Below are 20,257 nucleotides of genomic sequence, written 5' to 3'. Positions count from 1 at the left end.
CCGCAATCCTTTTGCTTTTCCGGCCGGGCTTGCGTATCGATTCGAACATGGCAGGGCTTCGACATCTGGTCTCACTCACCTATGCGCAAAAGCTGTCGCTTGTTGCGGCAATACCTTTGGTTTTGGCAGTGGCCGCGATTGCTTTGGTCGTTGCTTATGAATCGCGCGCAACTGCCGAAAGCGAGATACAGGCGCTTGAGCGGCGCCTGATCGAGGCCAAAAAGGAAGAACTGCGCAACTACGTCACACAGGCCCGCAACGGATTTGCCTACATCTATGGTCGCGCCGAGCCTGATGATGACACGGCCAAAAGTCTTGTGACGCAAATCCTGGCAGCCATGATCTATGGCAAGGACGGGTTCTTCTTTGTTTATGACTATGACGGCAACAATCTGGTCAGTCCGCGCCAGACCGAGTTCATCAACCGCAACTGGGTTGGCCTGACCGACAGTGACGGCACCCCTGTCGTGGATGAGTTCATCCGCATGGCCCGTCAGGGCGCAGGCTGGCACAGTTTCATGTGGCAAAAGCCCTCGACCGGGGAAGAGGCGCAGATGATAGCCTATGTGGTCGGATTGCAGGACTGGCGCTGGGTTGTCGGCACCGGCGTTTTTATCGATGACATCGTCGCCACGGTCGCCAACGCAAGGGCCGAGGTCGAAGCGAGGGTGCGGCGCACATTCATGTATATCGGCGGTATTGTTCTGGCGGCGGTACTGATCGTGTTCGCATCGGGCATGTTGCTAAATTTCCGCGAGCGGCGGCTGGCGGACGCCAAGCTGAAAGAGCTGACCCAACGCGTTTTCGACGCGCAAGAGGAAGAACGGGGCCGCGTGGCGCGCGAGTTGCATGACGGGATCAGCCAGATTCTGGTCGGGGTGCGATACGCGCTGGACAATGCGCGCCGACGTCTGCTTCGCGGTGATGATGACGGTGCCCGGGACCCGCTCGACAAGGGGATCGACAACCTGGGCTCTGCCATCACCGAAGTCCGCCGCATCAGCCGGGACCTGCGTCCCGGAGTACTGGACGATCTGGGCCTTGGCCCTGCCCTCAAGGCGCTGACCGACGATTTTGCCGAGCGCACCGGGATTGAAACCGAATTCACCACAGTCGTTTTCCGAAATCGACTGGATCAGGACAGCAAGATCGCGCTCTACCGTATCGCACAGGAGGCACTGACCAACATCGAACGTCACTCCGGGGCGACCCGTGTTACAATCGACCTGCGCGGGCACAAGAAGGGTGCGACCATGCGCATCACCGACAATGGCTGCGGCCTGCGCACCGGGCCGGACCAGTCCAGCGCCGGGATTGGATTGCGTAATATGCAGGAGCGTATCGAACAGCTTGACGGATCGCTGCGCATTCTGTCATCACGCGGCGCGCAAAGCGGAACCGTAATAGACGTCGACCTGCCCCTCAGCCACCTCTTGTCCCCTCAGGACGACGCGACACCGAACCGAAAGGCCGGGACATGACCGAGCAAACAATCCGAGTCCTTATCGTTGATGACCATCCCATGGTCGCCGAAGGCATCCAGTCCATCCTCGAAAGCTATGACGGGATCGAAGTCGTCGGAACCCTCGGCAGCGGGCAGGACGCAGTGGATCAGGCGGCGCGGTTGAACCCGGACGTTGTTCTGATGGATCTCAACATGCCGGGCATGGGCGGGCTCAGCGCCACAGAAATCATTCTGGAACGCCTGCCCGACATTCGTATCCTGATCCTGTCCATGCATGATAGCCCCGAGTACATTTCGACCGCCCTGAGCCATGGCGCGAAAGGATACATCCTGAAAGACGTCCCGACCGATGAGATAAAACATGCCATCGACGCGGTGATGAAGGGCGAACAATATCTGTGCACCGGGGCCAGCGGATCGCTGAAGCCCAAGGGCGACAACGCGCGCGAAGCGCTGACCGGGCGGGAACAGACGATCCTGCTGGAGCTTGCGCAAGGTAAATCGAACAAGGACGTCGCGCATGCGCTGGATATTTCCGTGCGCACCGTCGAAACGCACCGCAAGAACATCAAGCGCAAACTCGGCATCTCATCAACAGCTGGTCTGACCCGTTATGCGCTGGAACATGGCATGTTGCAGGGGACAAGCCCCGGCTTTTGATACGCGCGCAGCGCTGCCCGGCCCAACCGGGGAGATACGCCAAAGGCGTATTGACGATGGGTGGGAGGGTTTATCCCTGCGGTCTCTCTCTGATGTCCTCACCAAAGAAAACCAGTGTCCCGTCTTCATCTATCACGTGGAATTCGCGCTGCTCATAGGGCTGGTCAAACGGTGGGCGCACGCGGCCCACTGGCAGGTCAGCCACTCCCGCACGCAGGCTTTCGAACAGATCGTCGATGCCCTCGACATCGATGTAAAAGGACTGATCATCGCCCAAAGGGCGGCCATCATCGCGTGGTGGGCATTGCAAGAGGCGGATCGCGACGGCTCCGTGCCTCAGGAAGGCATAATTGTCCTGCCTGAAATTGCAGGTAAACCCAAGTCGTTCGGTGTAGAAGCGGATCTGGGCATCTAAGGAAGAACACAAAACAAACGGTGTCAGTTGCAAAATACGCGGCATGAGGCTCCCTTCGGCCGATAGATCACGGGTTCTCACATCCCGACATGGGGTCAATCCAGCAACTGATCTCGCCGGTTCCCTTCTCGTTCATAATGATGCGGCAAAACGCGACCGTAAAGTTGCCGGGTCCTTTCGACCCCGCCGCACATCCCGGCCGTCTCGACAAACGAGAATATCCCGACGTAGCGGTTGCGCGGGCCCTTGACCGGGGCAACCCGATGCAGCGCATACCGCCCCTTGAATATCTGCAGATCCCCCGGCTGAAGTTCCAGTTCACGTACCTGCGCCCGGTTCCCATCCAGTATCGAGGCCACCTGGCTGAAATTCTCGTCTTCTGCCGTGCGCAAATTGGGCACATATTCAAATGTTCCGCCGGTTTCGCCGTTTTGGATGGCAAGCGTAACGGTGAAATTGTTGGTATCAAAGTGCCACGGAAAGCCCTGCCCCTCCTCGACCACGTTGATTATCACGTCCGCCAGGGGATCGTCGTAACGGAAGAACCGGTCCTCGGACTCGTCAAGCGCATCCCGCACGAACGGCATGAAGCCTTCATATTCGTAAATCCGGCGCAAGGGGCCGGAATCCGGGAAATTGTCCGCCGGAACAAACGCGTTTGATCGGTCATAGAAACGTCGTATCGGATGGCCGATCCCGAACCGGGGATCGTCCTTGGTGAAATAGGCGTTTGTCCGGTTGAACGAGCGATGTGCCTGGGGGGCGACCGCATCGGCTTCGCGCACCAGCAGGTCCAGCCCCGCCTGATGCACAAACCCGGGCAAAACCGCGCATCCGTCCCTGTCCAGATCCCGCCGCAGATCGGCGATCATCTGATCATAGGCGCGCGAGTCCGGCCGGTCGATCGGATACCGTCCCAGATCCACCAAATCCTGTAGCATGGTTCGCCTCCTGAAACTGTTGACCTGGGTTCAGCGTGACCCAGACAATTGCACCTCTCATGTCAATTTCAGACATGGGGCTGACGCAATTAGACCACTGCTGACATGGCAAGGATTGACCCCAACCGGCCCGATTTCACGGAAATTCCGGGCATGCGGCAATCTGCGCAACAAAATGTCGCAAAAACCCTGCCCTGAGATAGAAAATTGGCACAATTGCCTGTTGACGCCCCTTCCCCTCGCTCATAATGTCCCCCCACGCAAAGAAGGAGCCTCTGGCGATGAAAACGCTAGTCGTAATCGTAGGAACCACGCGCATGGGCCGGTAACGGTAAACCATAATCGAACCCATGCGCCTCCGACACTCTCGGGGGCTTTTTTTTGTCAAACGCAAGACACATGTCGCGAACGGAGCAAAGCAGATGACACGTGAGATGACCGGCGCAAAGATGGTGGTTCAGGCCCTCAAGGATCAGGGCGTGGACACAGTATTCGGATACCCCGGCGGCGCCGTGCTACCGATCTATGATGAGATCTTTCTGCAAAACGACATTCGCCACATCCTGGTACGTCACGAACAGGGCGCGGTTCATGCAGCCGAAGGCTATGCCCGCTCGACCGGGAAGCCCGGCGTTGCGCTGGTGACGTCCGGCCCCGGTGCCACAAACGCGGTAACGGGTCTGACGGATGCATTGCTGGACTCGATCCCGATCGTCGTTCTGACCGGTCAGGTTCCCACATTCATGATCGGCTCGGACGCCTTTCAGGAGGCCGACACCGTTGGCATTACCCGCCCCTGCACCAAGCACAACTGGCTGGTCAAGGACACGGATTCCCTGGCCGCGACCATGCACGAGGCCTTTCACGTCGCCAAGTCGGGCCGCCCCGGTCCGGTGCTGATCGACATCCCGAAGGATGTGCAGTTCGCCTCGGGCGAATACAGCCCGCCCAAGCCCTCGACTTCGCATTACCAACCGGTGCTGAAAGGTGATCTGGAAGAGATCACCGAACTTGTCGCGGCAATGGAAACCGCGAAAAAGCCCGTGTTCTATACCGGCGGCGGCGTGATTAACTCGGGCCCTGCCGCCAGCCAATTGCTGCGCGAACTGGTAGACGCGACGGGCTTTCCGATCACCTCGACCCTGATGGGGCTGGGTGCCTATCCGGCGTCGGGCAAGAACTGGCTGGGTATGCTGGGCATGCATGGACTTTATGAAGCCAATCTGGCGATGCACGATTGCGATCTGATGATCAATATCGGCGCGCGGTTCGACGACCGGATCACCGGTCGGATCGATGCGTTTTCGCCGAAGTCCAAGAAAGCCCATATCGACATTGATCCTTCGTCGATCAACAAGGTGATCCGTGTGGACATCCCGATTGTTGGCGACGTCGCCCATGTTCTTGAGGACATTCTGAAAGTCTGGAAAGCCCGCGGGCGCAAAACCAATGCCGCTGCCGTCAAGAAATGGCAGGCTCAGGTCGATGAGTGGCGCAAGGTCAACTGCCTCGCCTATACCAACAGCGAAAAGACCATCAAGCCGCAATACGCGCTGCAACGGCTGGAAGAACTGACGAAGGACCACGACCGTTACATCACAACCGAAGTGGGCCAGCATCAGATGTGGGCCGCGCAGTATCTTGGGTTCGAAGACCCCAACCGCTGGATGACCTCAGGTGGCCTGGGCACGATGGGCTACGGCTTCCCCGCCTCCATCGGCGTACAGATGGCGCATCCCGACGCGCTGGTCATCAACGTTGCCGGAGAGGCATCCTGGTTGATGAACATGCAGGAAATGGGCACCGCAGCGCAGTATCGTCTGCCGGTGAAACAGTTCATCCTGAACAACGAACGTCTTGGCATGGTACGTCAATGGCAGGAATTGCTGCATGGCGAACGCTATTCCCATTCGTGGTCCGAAGCGCTGCCCGATTTCGTCAAACTCGCCGAAGCTTTCGGAGCCAAGGGCATCCTGTGCACTGACCCGGCCGATCTGGATGATGCGATCATGGAGATGATCAACTATGACGGCCCGGTAATCTTCGACTGTCTGGTTGAAAAGCACGAGAACTGCTTCCCCATGATCCCGTCGGGCAAGGCGCACAATGAGATGCTGCTGGGCGAGGCCGAAACGCAGGGCGTCATCGACTCCAAAGGGTCGGTTCTGGTCTGACAAAAATCGACAAATTTTGTCGGGCGCCTCTTGTGCCCGGCACTATGTGATGACGAAAGGGACATAAATGTCTGCCCTACATATCAAAAAAGGCGCGAACCGCCATTCGGCCTACAACCTACGCCCGACTTTCTCGGACGTGCAGGAACAGCATACGATCGCCGTTCTGGTCGAGAACGAACCGGGTGTTCTGGCCCGCGTGATCGGGCTGTTCTCGGGCCGCGGTTACAACATCGAAAGCCTGACAGTGGCCGAGGTGGATCATACCGGCCATCTCAGCCGTATCACCATCGTCACCACCGGCACGCCGCAGGTGATCGAGCAGATCAAGGCGCAGCTGGGTCGGATCGTTACCGTCCATGACGTGCATGACCTGACCGTCGAAGGTCCCTCGGTCGAGCGTGAACTGGCGATCATCAAGGTTGTGGGCGAAGGCGACAAGCGGGTCGAAGCGCTGCGTCTGGCGGACATCTTCCGTGCCAACGTGGTCGACAGCACGCTGAATTCCTTCATATTCGAGATCACCGGCGCCCCGGACAAGATCGACGCCTTCGCCGATCTGATGCGTCCTCTGGGCCTTTTGGAGATCGCCCGTACTGGCGTTGCCGCCCTGCTGCGCGGCGACTGACCTGAAAACTCCGCTCCGGACTCAAGATCATTGCCTCCGGGGCGGGCCAGCCGGCCTTGGTTAGCACTAGATTGACTGAGACGCGCACGTCGGTGCGGGTGCGGTGCAATTGTCATACGCCTCGGAAATCAAGAATAAGACCACTCAATTGGCGATTTAGCCTATTGCGTTTATTCCTTTGGGCGTTAGCCTCTACACGCAACGAGACGTGACCACACGTCCGTCAGGTGTTTAGTCACGATTTCAGAGGCAGCGCGCCATATGAGCCGCACGTGTCCTTGTTTCCAAAAAGAATATGTGAGTTCCGGGACGAGAATGACGAATGACTTCCGCAGCCCTGCTGAATTGCGCAGAATGTTCGGCGCAAATCTGAGATTGCTGTCTCACCAGTACCCTTCGGTCTCAGAGCTTTGCCGCCAGCTTGGTATCAACCGGACGCAGTACAACAGATATCTTGGCGGCGAGAGCTTTCCCAGGCCCGACGTACTGGACCGCATTTGCCGCTTTTTCAAAGTCGACGCCCGTATCCTGCTGAAACCACTGGACGAGATCGCCCAGCCTTTCCGCCACCCGGCTGCCTCGGCCCTGACCGAGTTCCTGGGTTCTGGCCCGAATACCTTGCCCGAGACCCTGTTTCCTGCCGGATTCTACTATGCGACGGAAACGGCGCTGGACAGCCACACCGCGCTGCGGCATCGGTTGTTCTACGCCCGCAGACTGCCGCAATGTACGCTTGTGCGCAGCTACGAGCCTCGTCCCACCATGCCCGAGGCCCCGCCCAAAGAGCGTGAGGTTCAGGGCATTGCCGCCTGCGCTGGTCGTCAGATCTACATCCTGATGTCACAGCGAGACGCGCAAAACAGCCGGATGTTCCTGATCTCTCATCATTACGGAGATCAGGCCGGTCAACTGCGGGGCGTGGCAATCAGGTTGTCGGACACATCCACGGACCCCAGCGGGACACAGCGGATCATGTTGCGGCATCTGGGATCGGATCGGTCCGCTGTCTTCGGCGCGGCAAGGGCCGCGCGCGCCTGGCTCTGATCCTGTACTCGGAACAAGCCCCCCTGCCTTACTCGGAAACAGCATTCTGTTCCTGCGTGATCAGCCGGTACAGATGCCAACTGGCGTGCCCCAGTAACGGCAACACAAGAAACAACCCAAGAAACCAAGGCAACATCGCCACAAAGGTCAGAACCGCAATAAACATTCCCCATCCAATCATGACCGGGAAGTTGTCACGGACATAGCCGAAGCTGGCGATCATGGCGGTTACGAAATCCAGTTCGCGATCCAGCAGCATCGGAATCGAAAGTACGGTGATCATATACAGCACGGTCGCGAATATTGCGCCAACGATCGAGCCGATGGCCAGCATCGCCAATCCGTTCGCAGTCAAAAACACCTCAATCGAGGAAGAGACATTCGTCATGGTGGAAAGCCCCATGAACAAAGCGAAAATCATGTGCCCCAGAAAGAACCAGAACAGAAACATCACCACGATGATCGCACAGATTGAGGGCAACTGGCGGCGGCCCTGCTGCAGCACCACGCCAAAAATCGACCCGAAATCCAGCGGTTCTCCCTGCTCAAGCCGATGGGATACTTCGTACAGTCCAACCGCCGCAAATGGCCCAAGCAGCGGGAAACCGATCGCGGCCAGAACAAGCCAGTAGGTGGTTCCAGTTTTCAGGGTGACCCATGCCATTGCCCACCCGGCCAACACGTAGAATCCCGCGAACAGAATCCCGAACACCGGCGCCCGACGATAATCGGCCCATGCCTGATGAATAGCCTGCCGCAGCATCGCCGTATCGGCCTGCTGCATTACCGGAACACCAAAGGGTTTTTCCATGTCTGTCTCTCCTCCCCAGCGACCCTATTGCAGGGCCGGTCGTTTTTGGGGCCAGCCGGTTGCATCGTGATAGCTTGCCCCGATGGACAAAAGCTTTGCATCCGCGCCGCGCGGCCCGAAAATCTGCATTCCCATTGGCAGACCGTTCTCTCCAAAACCCACAGGAACCGACAGGCAGGGCAACCCGATCAGGCTGACCGGAGTGACGACCTGCATCCAGCGGTGATAGGTGTCCATCGCCTGCCCGGCTATTTCGGTCGGATACGCAGTTTCGACGGCAAAAGGCCACACTTGGGCCGTTGGCAGCACCAGCGCATCATACGTCTCAAACAAACGGGCGGCACATCGATACCACTCGGATCGCAGAACGCTGGCGTGATGCACGTCCATCGCACTCAGCGCCAGTCCCCGATCCAGCTCCCATTGTGCGGTATCCTTCAGCACGTCCCGATGCTCGGACAGTTCCAAAAGCCCAGCCGCAACGCTCCACGATCGCAGTGTAATCCAGCTGTCCCAGATCTGGCTTGCGTCAAAAGGCGGGTTTGATTCTTCGACGTCCGCGCCCAAATCCGAAAACACGGTCAGCGCCGACTGGCACAGATCGGCGATCCCGGTTTCGAACGGAAACGCACCGCCCCAGTCACCCAGCCAGCCAATACGCAAACCGGTGAGATCAACCGGCTGCACAGGTGATACAGCTCCACCATCAACAGACAATGGCTGACGTGCATCCGGATCTGCTATGACGTCCAGCAAAATACCCAAATCTTGCGGGCTGCGGGCCATGGGGCCCAATGTCGAAAGCTGATGCAGAAAACCGTCTCCGATCGGTTCACTCGGAACCCGGCCCCAGCTTGGCCGGAACCCGTATACATTGTTCCAGGCCGCCGGGTTGCGAAGGCTGCCCATCATGTCCGAGCCATCCGCCAAGGCCACCATACCCGTTGCCAGCGCCACCGCCGCGCCACCGGACGAACCGCCGCAGGTTCGGGCGGGGTCGTACGGGTTGCGCGTGGCGCCATACACCGGATTGAACGTATGCGATCCCAGCCCGAACTCGGGTGTATTTGTTTTGCCGATCACAATGGCACCGGCAGCCCGCAATCTTTCTGCGATCAGATCGTCCCGCTCGGGCACGTTGTTTCGGTAAATCGGCGATCCATGAGACGACACAATCCCGGCCACATTGACCAGATCCTTGACCGCCATGGGCAGTCCATGCAGCGGGCCGCGCCGGGGACCGGCATCCAGCGCCTCAGCCGCGGACATCAACTCATCCTCATCGCGCAGGGCGACGATGGCATTGACCTCTCCATTAACGCTGGAAATCCGATGCAAGGTTTCGCGCATCAACTCAGCAGCCGTCAATTGCCCCGAGGACAGCGCAGACAGCAATGCAACGGCGGAAGTTTGGCTCAGATCCATGGGAGTTCATTAGCTCAGATACAACGTGGTCGCCACCAGCCTAGCCGGGGCAACCTGCCAATTAAACCCACTGTTTACATGTATCTTTTCGGGACCCCCAGGCACCCCGACGGATCCGCTTCATCTGGCCAAAAATATCCCGGGGGAGTCGCGGCCCACCGCGACGGGGGCAGAGCCCCCTTGTGATCAGCCGTCGCCCTGCGCTTCGGACCGGCTTTTGCCGGCAACGTTCTGGGCCAGCGTGGCTGCCATAAACCCATCCAGATCACCGTCCAGAACCCCTTTGGTGTCCGAGGTTTCGTGATTGGTCCGCAAGTCCTTGACCATCTGATAAGGCTGCAACACGTAAGACCGGATCTGATTGCCCCACCCGGCATCGCCCTTGGCTTCGTGCGCCGCGTTGATATCGGCGTTGCGACGGTCCAGTTCCTGCTGGTACAGGCGCGATTTCAGCGCCTTCATGGCGATGTCACGGTTCTGATGCTGCGACTTCTCGGACGAGGTCACTACGATGCCCGTGGGGATGTGCGTAATCCGAACCGCCGAGTCCGTGGTGTTCACGTGCTGACCACCGGCACCCGAAGAGCGGTAAGTATCGATGCGGATGTCCGACGGGTTCACCTCGATCTCGATATTGTCGTCAACCACCGGATAGACCCAGACGGAGCTGAACGACGTGTGCCGCTTGGCCGCCGAGTCATAGGGCGAGATGCGCACAAGCCGGTGCACCCCGCTTTCCGATTTCAGCCAGCCATAGGCGTTGTGGCCAGATATCTTGTAAGCGGCAGACTTTATCCCCGCCTCTTCACCCGCGGTCTCGGACTGCAATTCGACCGTATAGCCCTTTTTCTCGGCCCAGCGCACATACATCCGCGCCAGCATCGAGGCCCAGTCACAACTTTCGGTGCCCCCCGCGCCCGAGTTGATCTCAAGGAACGTGTCATTGCCGTCTGCCTCGCCATCCAGCAGGGCCTCAAGCTCTTTCTTGGCGGCCTTGGCCTTCAGTTTCCTGATAGCGTCCTCGGCGTCGGCAACGACTTCTTCGTCCTCTTCCATCTCGCCCAGTTCGATCAGTTCGACATTGTCACTCAGGTCGGTCTTGATCGACTCGTAGGTTTCGATGGCATCGACCAGCATCTGGCGTTCGCGCATCAGCTTCTGAGCGTTCTCCGGGTTGTCCCACAGGTTCGGGTCTTCGACGCGTGCGTTGAATTCCTCAAGCCGGTGCGGCGCCGTTTCGTAATCCATGCGCTTCGCCAGCAGCTCCAGCGACTTTTCTATTTCCGCCACAATATTCTGGGTTTCGGCGCGCATGGTTTTGTCCCAACTTGCTCAATCAGGCCTGCGTGATAGCAAGAGGCGAGAGCCACCACAAGACAAGTGAGATGCGAATGAAGGATGCGTCGGGCGAGTTTTTGACAGTTGGGGCCTGACACGCGTCGCGTTGCTTGCGGACACGGGGCTGGCCCTAGATCTGTTAAGCAGTCAGCACACGCACGACCCGCTTCATGGCGATCTGCATACCGACAACGTGCTACTATCGGATGCCGGTCCTCGGGTTATAGATGCCAAGGGATATCTGGGGGATGCCGCTTTCGAACTGGCAAACGCTCTGCGACATCCAAAAGGCATGCCGGAACTTGTACGCGAGCCTTCGCAAATCAGCCACTGCCTGTGGCTCTATTCGGACGCATTGGGCGTACCATGCAAACGGCTTGCCAAATGGGCTGCTGCCAAATGTGCGCTATCGATCTGCTGGCGGTCTTGTGAACAGATTACCGATGACAGCGAACTGACCTGTTGAACCTATTCCTACAAGTTGCGGACTAGTACAGTCCGCCCCCCTGCAGATCACCCTGGCTTGCGTTGGGTCCGACCGTAACTGTACTTCCGGTGGAAGTTGTCACCTGCCGACCCGATCCGCTGACTTCTTCGAACAATGGCAAATCGGATCCCATGGCAAAGCCGCCATCGAAAATCCGGTCTATGAAGCCATCGACACCGTCGCGGAAATACTCGGCAACCACATATTCCCCGACCGCATCCTCTGGCAAGCGCGCCCCGCTGAAACGGTCAATCTTGATGAAGTGCCCGCCTGGCGGAACTTCGAACGGACCGCCGCCATATTTCTCGACCGCCTTTTCCATGAAACTTTGGAAGACCGGCCCGCACATCGTACCGCCATAGGCGCCACTGCCCATCGGACGCGGCCGGTCGTAGCCGATATAGCAGCCGGCCACGATGTTCGAGGTGAAGCCGATAAACCAGGCGTCCTTGGATTCGTTGGTGGTGCCGGTCTTGCCGGCAGTCGGCACCGGCAGGTTGACAACACGCGACGCAGTGCCGCGATCAACCACGCCTTTCATCATAGACGTCAACTGATAGGCGGTGATGGCATCCATAACCTGTTCGCGATCGGTCACGATCTGCGGCGACTCATCCAGTTCCAGCCAGGTTGAGTTGCAGTCCAGACACTGCCGGTCATCATGCCGGTAGATCGTCTTTCCGAACCGGTCCTGGATACGGTCGACCAGAGTGGGTTCGACCCGCTCGCCGCCGTTGGCGAACATCGCATAGGCGGCGACCATCTTGTACAGCGTCGTTTCTTCCGATCCCAGCGAGTTCGCAAGGAACGCGCCCATTCGGTCATAAACACCAAACCGTTCGGCATATCCCGCAACCACCGGCATCGTCACCTCCTGGGCTAGACGGATGGTCATGAGGTTCCGCGACTGTTCGATCCCGGTGCGCAGCGGTGTTGGCCCGTAGAATTTGTTCGACGAGTTCTTGGGCCGCCAGAGACCTTGCGGCGTGTTCACCTCGATCGGGGCGTCCACAACGATGGTGGCGGGACTGTAACCACTGTCCAGCGCGGCGGCATAGACGAAAGGCTTAAAGCTGGACCCCGGCTGACGCTGAGCCTGCGTGGCACGGTTAAACACCGAATCCTGATACGAGAACCCGCCCTGCATCGCCAGAACACGGCCCGAGTTCACATCCATCGCGACGAAACCGCCCTGCACCTCAGGCACTTGGCGGGCAGACCACTGCCCTTCTTCCCCGGCCATCACCAGAATGACATCGCCGCGCTTGAAATTGTCCTTGAAACTGCCCTGCATCCATTTGATGTCTTCGCGTGGAATGGTTCCGTCTGCCGGACCGTTTTCGATACCCACGGTCAGCGACTGATCGGCCACATTCATCACAACAGCCGGATACCATTGGGTCGGCAATTCGACATCGCGCGGAATTTCCATGATGGCCAGCGCCTCGCGCCACTGGGCTTCCTCGGCCAGTTTTTCTTCCGGGATCACCTCACCCGTACCGCGCCATTTCCCGCGCGAGCGGTCGTATTTCTGCAGGGCCGTGCGCAGGGCCTTGGCAGCTTCGACCTGCATTTCCTCGTCCACCGACGCACGCACAGTGAAACCGCCGGTAAAGAATTCACCCTCGCCGAAATCCTCGCTCAGCTGGCGGCGGATTTCGTCGGTGAAATAGTCACGGGGCGGCAATGCGGTGCGGAAGCTTTCAAAGTCGCCGTTCTGTACCGAGCGCAAAGGCATGTTGACCTCGGCCTCATAGGTAGCCCGGTCAATGTAGCCGTTCTGGTTCATTTCCCGCAGCACGTAGTCGCGACGCGCCAGCAAGCGTTCCTTTTGCAAAACCGGATGGTAGTTTGACGGCGCCTTCGGCATGGCGGCCAACATGGCGGCCTCATGCGGGGCCAGTTCCTGCAGCGTCTTGTTGAAATACGTCTGTGCTGCTGCCGTCACACCGTAAGAGTTCTGGCCCAAAAAGATCTCGTTCATGTAAAGTTCGAGGATCTGTTCCTTGTCCAGAGTGTCTTCCAACCGGGTCGCAAGGATGATTTCCTTGATCTTGCGTTCGGCCTGCCGGTCGCCGGACAACAGAAAGTTCTTCATGACCTGTTGCGTGATGGTGGACGCGCCGCGCACGTTTTCACCTTTGGATTTCACCGCTTCGACACCCGCAGCAATTATCCCGCGCGGGTCATAGCCCTGATGGGTGTAGAAATTCTTATCTTCCGCCGAAATAAAGGCCTGCTTCACCAGATCCGGGATTTCCTCGGACGGCGTGAACAGGCGGCGCTCCTGGGCGAATTCGTCGATCAGCTGCCCTTTGCCGGAATAAATCCTGCTGATCGTGGGCGGCTTGTACTGGGCCAGCGATTCATGACTGGGCAGGTCGCGCCCATACATCCAGAAGACCGCACCGATGACCAGTGCCGCCATGAAGATACCCAGGGTCACGAGGCTGAAGATCGCCCCGAAAAACGAAAGAATGAACCGGATCACTGTACTGCCTTTTACTCGCGGTGCGGCCTATATAGTGTCGGCCCCACGCCAGGTCAAAACACCATGGCGTATTCTAGCCTGTTTGCGACGCGGGGTCACTGGCCAATCAATGAGCGTCTGATCACATCCTGCTGTCGCCAGTTTTCCAGACCGTTGTAAATCCCACGCGCCATTTGCGCGCGCCATTCGGAATTTTGCAGGTTTTTCAGGTCTCTGGGGCTGGAAAGAAAACCCAGTTCGACCAGCACCGAGGGAATGTCCGCCGCCTTGAGAACCGAGAAAGAGGCCGTACGGACGGGCCGCCGGTTCATCGGACCACCTTGCTGCGCCATGCCATTGGCCAAAGCCCGCGCCAATGCGTTGGTGCGCGGTCTGGTTTCCTGACGGGCCATGTCCAGCAAAACGTCCGCCACCTGATCGTCGGCCCCGTTCAGATCCACCCCCGAGAGAAGGTCGCCCCGGTCGTGACGTTCCGCAAGTTTCTGGCTGGCAACATCCGATGCGTCAGTTGACAGGGTATACACGGCCGCACCATGCGCCTGCCCGTCCGACAGGGAATCCGCGTGCAGCGAGATGAACACATCGGCACCGGCCCGATGCGCCAGCGCAATTCGCCGCTCCAGCGAAACAAACTGGTCCTCGACGCGGGTCAAAACCACTTCATACCCGCCTGAACGCAGCAATAGCTCTTTCAGTTCGCGCGCAAAGGTCAGCATCAGGGTTTTTTCATCGGTGCCGCCAACCTCGGCCCCCGGGTCGATGCCGCCATGTCCAGGGTCCAGCATGACGCGAATGGGTCCGTCAGGATCACGCGGCGCCGCCGGAAGTGGGGCGGTCGCTTCCGGCAAATCCCAACCGGGAACCTGAGGAGCACCGGCGCTGGCATTGAATACGTCGAACTCGACCCCCTTGAGCATAAGGGACAACACCGCAGTGCCCGTCATCTGATCCAGCTTCAACTGCGCCGTATCGACACCCATCGGCGCACCAAGTTCCAGAACCAGACGGGACCAGCCGGGGACGTAAGTGCCGAACTGCACCCCACTGATCCGTTCGGATTGCAGGAATTCACTGCTGATCAGACCGGTCCAGTCGACCTCGCGGAAGTCAAGCACCATGCGATACGGATCCCGCAATGTGAAAACGCGGTAAGGCACGCCCTGGCTCAGCCCGATATCCACCTTCACGCCGGTTCGGCCGACATCCGAGATACGGCTTTGGTCCGGCTGCACGCGCGCAAGGGCGCTGAAATCCTGCGCTGCGACAGCGCCCGTCAGCGCCCAGATCAGCGCGAAGGCATAGAAAAGTCTGCTCATGGCCTCAAGTTTTCCCGAGATCGTGTTGCGCAGACCCTACTGTACCAGCGCCGGTTTGTGAACGGGTTACACTGCCTGCGGGATGGCCCCTCGTGCCGCCATGAAGCTGCGCAGCCGCTGCAACCCTTCCTGTATGTCCGCCGTCGAGCGGGCATAGGAAAATCGAAGGGTCTTGTGGCCGCGTTCGGGATCGAAATCCAGCCCCGGCGTCACCGCCACACCGGCCTGTTCCAAAATCTCAGCCGCAAAGGCGCGGCTGTCCTGCGTCAGGTCCGATACATCGGCATAAACATAGAAAGCGCCGTCCGGCGGTGCGATATTGGTAAATCCGGCTTTGGGCAGCCCATCCAGCATGAGGGCTCGGTTTTGCCGGTAGACGTCCAGATTGGCTTGCAGTTCGTCCTCGCAATCCATCGCGGCCAGCGCCGCGACCTGGCTGGCGTGTGGGGCGCAGATGAACATGTTCTGAGCGATCCGCTCGACCACGCGCACTTGGTCCTCGGGCACCACCATCCAGCCGACCCGCCAGCCGGTCATCGAGAAATACTTGGAGAACGAGTTGATGACGTAGCATTCATCCGTCAGTTCCAGCGCGGTGACGGCTTTGGCCTCGTATTCCAGGCCGTGGTAGATTTCGTCGCTGATGAATGACGCGTTCTGTCCGTGGGCCGCATCGATCAGCGCGGCCATAGCCGGTCGATCCAGCATGGTACCGGTCGGGTTTGCCGGGGACGCCACCATCAAACCTTGCAGATCAAGCCCCGCGAAATCCGCCGGGACGGGTTGCAGGCGGTTTTCCGGCGCGGTCGGCAGATCGACCGGAACCAGCCCAAGCGCCCTGAGGATCTGCCGGTAAGAGGGATAGCCCGGCGCGCCGATACCGACCCGATCGCCGCTGTCGAAAAGCGCGGTGAACGCCAGCAGAAACCCACCGGAAGATCCGGGCGTAATCACCACCCGGTCAGGGTTCAGATCGACATTGTACCACTCGCCATACATTTGTGCGATCCGTTGCCGCAGCGCCGGCAGGCCCAGCGAAACGGTATAGCCCAGCGGCGACTGACCCATGGCCGACGCCAAAGCCTCGACTGCGCCTTTGGGGGCACCGGTTCCGGGCTGCCCGACTTCCATGTGGATGATATGGCGTCCTGCTTCTTCGGCGCGGCGCGCGGCTTCCATCACATCCATCACGATGAAGGGATCGACCCCGGATCGGGTTGAGTTTCTCATGGCTATCTCCCATGTTGCGGCCATGGCTTTTGAACGCGTATCCAGGCTGGCGTCAATCCCGGCCATGTTACTGATCGCGGTGACATGGTTAACGGGCGCTGTTCCTGCCAAGTCGCAGGGCCTGATCCGCGATCCTGACATCGAACACGGATTGCGGGAACTGGCGTTTCCGGTGCTGCGGGCGGCTGGACTGAACACGAACAGGGTGCGGATTCTGGTGGTCCACGACAAGACGTTCAACGCCTTCGTCATCGACTACAACGCTATCTACGTGAACTACGGGCTGATCCTGACCGTCGACAGCCCCGAGATGCTGCAGGCTGTCATCGCACATGAGGCCGCACATATCGCAAATGGCCATCTGGCCAGACGTGTGGAAAACCTGCGCGCCGCAAAGCGCAATGCTTCTCTGGGAACCGCTTTGGCGCTGATTGTCGCCGCAGCGGGCGGTGGCGAAGCAGCGGGCGGCATCGCTGCCGGGACCTCCGGTTCGGCCCTGCGCAGCTTTCTGGGGCATACACGCGCCGAAGAGGCATCGGCAGACCGCAGCGCGGCGGGTTATCTGCGATGGGCGGGCATCTCACCAAAGGGCATGGTGGCCCTGCATCGCAAGTTTGCCGGCCAGGAACTGCTGAGCGAGGCAAATCAGGATCCTTATACACGGTCCCACCCCACCAGCCGGGAACGCCTGCGCGCGGCCGAGGCGTTTCTTGACGAGTTCGGAGACAACTCGACCCACAACGCCAATGCCGACTACTGGTTTGCCCGCGTCAAGGGCAAGCTGTCTGCGTTTCTGCGATCACCCGCGTGGACAATGCGACGCGCGCGCGAGGAAAGCGCGGAGGATATTCGCCTGATGCGCCAGGCAGCAGCGCACCACCAGAACCGAGATCTTGCCGCGGCGCGCGCGGCGATTGACGGGGCACTGGCCATTCGCCCGGACGATCCGTACTACTACGAACTCAAGGGGCAGATATTGCTGGAAAACAGGCAGATGGATCAGGCTGTTGCCGCCTACGGCCGTGCTGTTGAAATGGCCCCGAACGACTCACTTATCCTCGCCGGGTACGGGCGTGCGCTGCTGGCGCAAGGGCAAACCGAGAACGCCCTGCAAACGCTTGAAAAAGCCCGCGCGCGCGATTATCGAAACGGTCGGCTGATGCAGGATCTGGGGGTTGCCTATTCTCAGGTCGGCAACAACGGAATGGCCGCGGTTGTGACAGCGGAACGATATGCCCTGCAAGGTCGCATGGCCGATGCAGGCATCCACGCAAAACGGGCCATAAGGCAATTGCCCGAAGGGTCTCCGGGGTGGCAAAGGGCGCAGGATGTGCTGATAGCCTCGGAACAGGTAGAAAAGAAAAGGAAACGCAGATGATCCTCAGACATGCAGCCATGGCCCTTGTCGGGCTTTCCCTGATCACCGGACCGGTGCAGGCGCTGGACCTGAACGACATGAGCGACGCCGAAAAGGCCGAGTTCGGTACACAGGTTCGCGAATACCTGCTGCAAAACCCCGAGGTGATCCTCGAGGCGATCAACATTCTGGAGCAGCGCAACGCTGCCGCCGAGGCCGTGGCAGACCAGGAACTGGTCGCAGCCAATGCCGAGGACCTGTTCAATGACGGCTATAGCTGGGTGGGCGGAAACCCCGATGGCGACATCACTCTGGTCGAGTTCATGGACTATCGCTGCGGATATTGCCGCCGTGCGGTTCCCGAAGTGGATGCTCTGCTGGCGGAAGACGGGAACATCCGGCTGATCATCAAGGAGTTCCCAATCCTTGGCGAAGCTTCGATGATATCGTCCCGCTTTGCCGTGGCGACCAAACATGTCGCAGGTGCAGATGCCTACAAGCAGGTGCACGATGCGCTGCTGGAATTCACAGGCGAACCCACCGAAGTCACCCTGCGTCGTCTATCGGATGGTCTGGGTCTCGAAACCGACGACATCATCGCCGCCATGGACAGTGACGCGGTTTCCAAAGAGATCGCCCAAACCCGAGAACTGGCGCAACGCATGCGGATTTCCGGCACCCCGTCGTTCGTGCTGGGCACCGAACTGCTGCGCGGCTACCTGCCTGCCGAACAGATGCAACAGATTGCGGACGGTGTTCGGGCCGAACAAGGGTAACGATTCCGGGATTACCCTCTGATGTTCATTGAAGAATAGGCCGCTTCGCGCGCCAGACCTTTGCGGTAAATGGTGCATGTGAGAACCTTGAAGGCTCGAAGCGCAATTGCCGCTTCGAGCCCGAAACTGACTGTCATTCTTGACCGCAGGCACCCTTTTTCGCCAGTCTCGAACGAATGATATTTGTTTGGAGCGTCGTCATGAAGCGGTTTTCGCGAACATTCCTACTGTTGCTATCTCTCCTAATGGGCACTGTCGTCTCGGCTCAGGACAAGCCCAATATTGTCTTTATATTTCTCGATAACTTTGGATGGGGTGAGCCAGGGTTCAACGGCGGTGGAATAATTCGTGGCACAGCCACTCCGGAAATGGACGCTCTGGCCGCTGAGGGCTTTAGGCTTACGAACTTCAACGTGGAAAGTCAGTGCACTCCTTCCCGTGCAGCGACTATGACCGGTCGTTACGGCATTCGGAGTGGCAACCATACAGTCCCACTTGGAGGTGGCGTTTACGGTCTGACCCAGTGGGAAATCACAATGGCCGAGATGCTTAAGGAAGCAGGGTATAACACGGCCATGTACGGCAAGTGGCACCTAGGCTGGACCGAAGGCCGCTTTCCAACGAACCAAGGCTTCGACGAGTTTTACGGTGTTGAAACCACGGACGTCACGGTCTGGCGTTCGCTTGCGGGCTTTGCCGAAGCCAACATGGACGAGCCTGTTGTCATGCAGGGAATTGCGGGCGAACCGGCGACCGTTGCGCGGGACTATGACTTGGACTATCGCGGCGAGATAGATGGCGACCTGACAATCAAGGCCATCGATTTCATCAAAGCCAAGAGTGCGGAAGATGCACCCTTCTTCATCTATCTTGCTTACACGCAGACCCATTATCCAAACATCGTGTCCGAAGAATTTGTAGGGACCACTGGAAACGGTGTCTGGGCCGACATTCTACTTCAAACAGATACCTATATAGGGCGCATCGTTGATGCGATCGAGGCGGCAGGTGTTTCCGACGACACCGTGGTGATATTTACTGCTGACAACGGCCCTGAAGCTCTTCCGGTTGGAAACGCCAATGTCTCGCCGGTTCCTGCGGTACATGGCACTGCGGGGCCTTGGCGGGGCACTCTGTTCACCAGCCTCGAAGGAAGCATGCGCGTGCCCTTCGCAATCAAGTGGCCGGGGAAGATTCCCGCTGGTTCAGAAAGCAATGACGTTGTCCACTCGATGGATCTTTATCCAACACTGGCGGCATTCGCAGGCGGCAAAGTGCCGGAGGACCGGGCAATTGATGGCATCGACCAGTCCGAGTTCTTTCTGGGCATCCAGCCGAGATCGAACCGAGAAGGCGTGATCGTTTACATGGGCGAACAGATATTCGGCGTAAAATGGAAGGACTGGAAAGTTCTGTTCAAAGAGAACACAACGGCTTTTGGAGCGACAGAGTCTTTCGACACACCAAGGGTCTACAACCTTCTGAATGATCCGCATGAACGCGAAAGCGTGCTCTTCCCGCACACTTGGGCAGTCGAAAAGGCGTTGCCACAGCTACAGGAACACCTTGCTACATTCGAGGAATTTCCTCCGATCCCCCCAGGAACGCCGGACCCCTACGAACCACCCAAAAACTGAATGGCGGCCTTTTACGCATAGCTGACATCCGTCGCAGACAGCGGCCGAAGATATCTTCGGGC

At 58.9% G+C, this 20,257-nt stretch carries 17 protein-coding genes; 9 read left to right on the top strand and 8 right to left on the bottom strand.

Going from position 1 to position 20,257, the window contains the following annotated elements:
- Positions 1-47 precede the first annotated feature (47 nt).
- Together ACR1XU_RS01865 and ACR1XU_RS01860 are read left to right on the top strand one after the other, a co-directional pair.
- Entirely contained in the window at positions 48-1,481 is a 1,434-nt protein-coding gene (locus tag ACR1XU_RS01865) for a cache domain-containing protein (RefSeq protein ID WP_170805522.1), read from the top strand.
- The gene (locus ACR1XU_RS01860; protein ID WP_170610423.1) at positions 1,478-2,125 is read left to right on the top strand and encodes a response regulator transcription factor; all 648 of its coding nucleotides are present in this window, start codon (positions 1,478-1,480) and stop codon (positions 2,123-2,125) included. The genes ACR1XU_RS01865 and ACR1XU_RS01860 overlap by 4 nt, the downstream gene beginning before the upstream one ends.
- A 70-nt stretch (positions 2,126-2,195) precedes the next feature.
- On the opposite strand, the gene ACR1XU_RS01855 is transcribed toward ACR1XU_RS01860, so the two are convergent.
- The gene (locus tag ACR1XU_RS01855) at positions 2,196-2,585 is read right to left on the bottom strand and encodes a bleomycin resistance protein (protein ID WP_480907379.1); all 390 of its coding nucleotides are present in this window, start codon (positions 2,583-2,585) and stop codon (positions 2,196-2,198) included.
- Between the two features lie 50 nt (positions 2,586-2,635).
- Positions 2,636-3,481 (bottom strand): HalD/BesD family halogenase, encoded by an 846-nt coding sequence (locus ACR1XU_RS01850; protein ID WP_170610419.1) that lies wholly within the window; start codon positions 3,479-3,481, stop codon positions 2,636-2,638.
- Positions 3,482-3,903: 422 nt separating this feature from the next.
- On the opposite strand from ACR1XU_RS01850, the gene ACR1XU_RS01845 reads away from it, so the two are divergent.
- From ACR1XU_RS01845 to ACR1XU_RS01835, 3 genes are all read left to right on the top strand, one after another.
- Positions 3,904-5,655, top strand: a complete 1,752-nt coding sequence (locus ACR1XU_RS01845) for an acetolactate synthase 3 large subunit (protein ID WP_170610417.1) — start codon at positions 3,904-3,906, stop codon at positions 5,653-5,655.
- Positions 5,656-5,722: 67 nt separating this feature from the next.
- The gene (ilvN, locus tag ACR1XU_RS01840) at positions 5,723-6,283 is read left to right on the top strand and encodes an acetolactate synthase small subunit (protein WP_170610415.1); all 561 of its coding nucleotides are present in this window, start codon (positions 5,723-5,725) and stop codon (positions 6,281-6,283) included.
- Between the two features lie 315 nt (positions 6,284-6,598).
- On the top strand, positions 6,599-7,327 hold the full coding sequence (locus ACR1XU_RS01835; RefSeq protein ID WP_480713475.1) for a helix-turn-helix domain-containing protein: 729 nt from the start codon (positions 6,599-6,601) through the stop codon (positions 7,325-7,327).
- A gap of 28 nt (positions 7,328-7,355) precedes the next feature.
- Here the strand turns inward: ACR1XU_RS01835 and ACR1XU_RS01830 are convergent, their stop codons facing one another.
- The 3 genes from ACR1XU_RS01830 to prfB all read right to left on the bottom strand — a co-directional run bounded on the left by ACR1XU_RS01830 (position 7,356) and on the right by prfB (position 10,877).
- A complete protein-coding gene (locus ACR1XU_RS01830; protein WP_480522480.1) occupies positions 7,356-8,138 on the bottom strand; it encodes a DUF2189 domain-containing protein in 783 nt (260 codons plus the stop codon).
- Positions 8,139-8,162: 24 nt separating this feature from the next.
- Complete coding sequence (locus tag ACR1XU_RS01825) at positions 8,163-9,563, bottom strand: amidase (RefSeq protein ID WP_480907381.1); 1,401 nt, start codon at positions 9,561-9,563, stop codon at positions 8,163-8,165.
- 186 nt (positions 9,564-9,749) lie between these two features.
- Positions 9,750-10,877 (bottom strand): peptide chain release factor 2, encoded by a 1,128-nt coding sequence (gene prfB, locus ACR1XU_RS01820; protein ID WP_170610394.1) that lies wholly within the window; start codon positions 10,875-10,877, stop codon positions 9,750-9,752.
- A gap of 130 nt (positions 10,878-11,007) precedes the next feature.
- Here prfB and ACR1XU_RS01815 point away from each other — a divergent pair, with 130 nt between their 5' ends.
- Entirely contained in the window at positions 11,008-11,367 is a 360-nt protein-coding gene (locus tag ACR1XU_RS01815; RefSeq protein ID WP_480907383.1) for an aminoglycoside phosphotransferase family protein, read from the top strand.
- 22 nt (positions 11,368-11,389) lie between these two features.
- On the opposite strand, the gene ACR1XU_RS01810 is transcribed toward ACR1XU_RS01815, so the two are convergent.
- From ACR1XU_RS01810 to ACR1XU_RS01800, 3 genes are all read right to left on the bottom strand, one after another.
- The gene (locus ACR1XU_RS01810; RefSeq protein ID WP_480907384.1) at positions 11,390-13,879 is read right to left on the bottom strand and encodes a penicillin-binding protein 1A; all 2,490 of its coding nucleotides are present in this window, start codon (positions 13,877-13,879) and stop codon (positions 11,390-11,392) included.
- 95 nt (positions 13,880-13,974) lie between these two features.
- Positions 13,975-15,195, bottom strand: a complete 1,221-nt coding sequence (locus tag ACR1XU_RS01805; RefSeq protein ID WP_480907385.1) for an N-acetylmuramoyl-L-alanine amidase — start codon at positions 15,193-15,195, stop codon at positions 13,975-13,977.
- A gap of 66 nt (positions 15,196-15,261) precedes the next feature.
- On the bottom strand, positions 15,262-16,425 hold the full coding sequence (locus ACR1XU_RS01800; RefSeq protein ID WP_170610360.1) for an aminotransferase class I/II-fold pyridoxal phosphate-dependent enzyme: 1,164 nt from the start codon (positions 16,423-16,425) through the stop codon (positions 15,262-15,264).
- Here ACR1XU_RS01800 and ACR1XU_RS01795 point away from each other — a divergent pair.
- The 3 genes from ACR1XU_RS01795 (at position 16,424) to ACR1XU_RS01785 (ending at position 20,195) form a co-directional block, all read left to right on the top strand.
- Positions 16,424-17,803 (top strand): M48 family metalloprotease, encoded by a 1,380-nt coding sequence (locus tag ACR1XU_RS01795; RefSeq protein ID WP_480907387.1) that lies wholly within the window; start codon positions 16,424-16,426, stop codon positions 17,801-17,803. The genes ACR1XU_RS01800 and ACR1XU_RS01795 overlap by 2 nt on opposite strands.
- Positions 17,800-18,558, top strand: coding sequence for a DsbA family protein (locus tag ACR1XU_RS01790; RefSeq protein WP_480907388.1), 759 nt, complete (start codon positions 17,800-17,802; stop codon positions 18,556-18,558). The genes ACR1XU_RS01795 and ACR1XU_RS01790 overlap by 4 nt, the downstream gene beginning before the upstream one ends.
- Before the next feature lie 200 nt (positions 18,559-18,758).
- The gene (locus tag ACR1XU_RS01785) at positions 18,759-20,195 is read left to right on the top strand and encodes an arylsulfatase (RefSeq protein WP_480907390.1); all 1,437 of its coding nucleotides are present in this window, start codon (positions 18,759-18,761) and stop codon (positions 20,193-20,195) included.
- The last annotated feature ends 62 nt before the right edge of the window (positions 20,196-20,257 follow it).

Source organism: Ruegeria sp. D1(2025), from assembly GCF_056536425.1.
The sequence above is the reverse complement of the archived record's forward strand: the minus strand, read 5'-3'. Positions and strand labels throughout refer to the sequence as shown.

What these genes read in the sequence shown, in the direction of transcription:
- ACR1XU_RS01865 (WP_170805522.1), top strand. Translation starts at nt 48, where the DNA reads ATGGCAGGGCTTCGACATCTGGTCTCACTCACCTATGCGCAAAAGCTG.
- ACR1XU_RS01860 (WP_170610423.1), top strand. Translation starts at nt 1,478, where the DNA reads ATGACCGAGCAAACAATCCGAGTCCTTATCGTTGATGACCATCCCATG.
- ACR1XU_RS01855 (WP_480907379.1), bottom strand. Translation starts at nt 2,585, where the DNA reads ATGCCGCGTATTTTGCAACTGACACCGTTTGTTTTGTGTTCTTCCTTA.
- ACR1XU_RS01850 (WP_170610419.1), bottom strand. Translation starts at nt 3,481, where the DNA reads ATGCTACAGGATTTGGTGGATCTGGGACGGTATCCGATCGACCGGCCG.
- ACR1XU_RS01845 (WP_170610417.1), top strand. Translation starts at nt 3,904, where the DNA reads ATGACACGTGAGATGACCGGCGCAAAGATGGTGGTTCAGGCCCTCAAG.
- ilvN (WP_170610415.1), top strand. Translation starts at nt 5,723, where the DNA reads ATGTCTGCCCTACATATCAAAAAAGGCGCGAACCGCCATTCGGCCTAC.
- ACR1XU_RS01835 (WP_480713475.1), top strand. Translation starts at nt 6,599, where the DNA reads ATGACGAATGACTTCCGCAGCCCTGCTGAATTGCGCAGAATGTTCGGC.
- ACR1XU_RS01830 (WP_480522480.1), bottom strand. Translation starts at nt 8,138, where the DNA reads ATGGAAAAACCCTTTGGTGTTCCGGTAATGCAGCAGGCCGATACGGCG.
- ACR1XU_RS01825 (WP_480907381.1), bottom strand. Translation starts at nt 9,563, where the DNA reads ATGGATCTGAGCCAAACTTCCGCCGTTGCATTGCTGTCTGCGCTGTCC.
- prfB (WP_170610394.1), bottom strand. Translation starts at nt 10,877, where the DNA reads ATGCGCGCCGAAACCCAGAATATTGTGGCGGAAATAGAAAAGTCGCTG.
- ACR1XU_RS01805 (WP_480907385.1), bottom strand. Translation starts at nt 15,195, where the DNA reads ATGAGCAGACTTTTCTATGCCTTCGCGCTGATCTGGGCGCTGACGGGC.
- ACR1XU_RS01795 (WP_480907387.1), top strand. Translation starts at nt 16,424, where the DNA reads ATGGCTATCTCCCATGTTGCGGCCATGGCTTTTGAACGCGTATCCAGG.
- ACR1XU_RS01800 (WP_170610360.1), bottom strand. Translation starts at nt 16,425, where the DNA reads ATGAGAAACTCAACCCGATCCGGGGTCGATCCCTTCATCGTGATGGAT.
- ACR1XU_RS01790 (WP_480907388.1), top strand. Translation starts at nt 17,800, where the DNA reads ATGATCCTCAGACATGCAGCCATGGCCCTTGTCGGGCTTTCCCTGATC.
- ACR1XU_RS01785 (WP_480907390.1), top strand. Translation starts at nt 18,759, where the DNA reads ATGAAGCGGTTTTCGCGAACATTCCTACTGTTGCTATCTCTCCTAATG.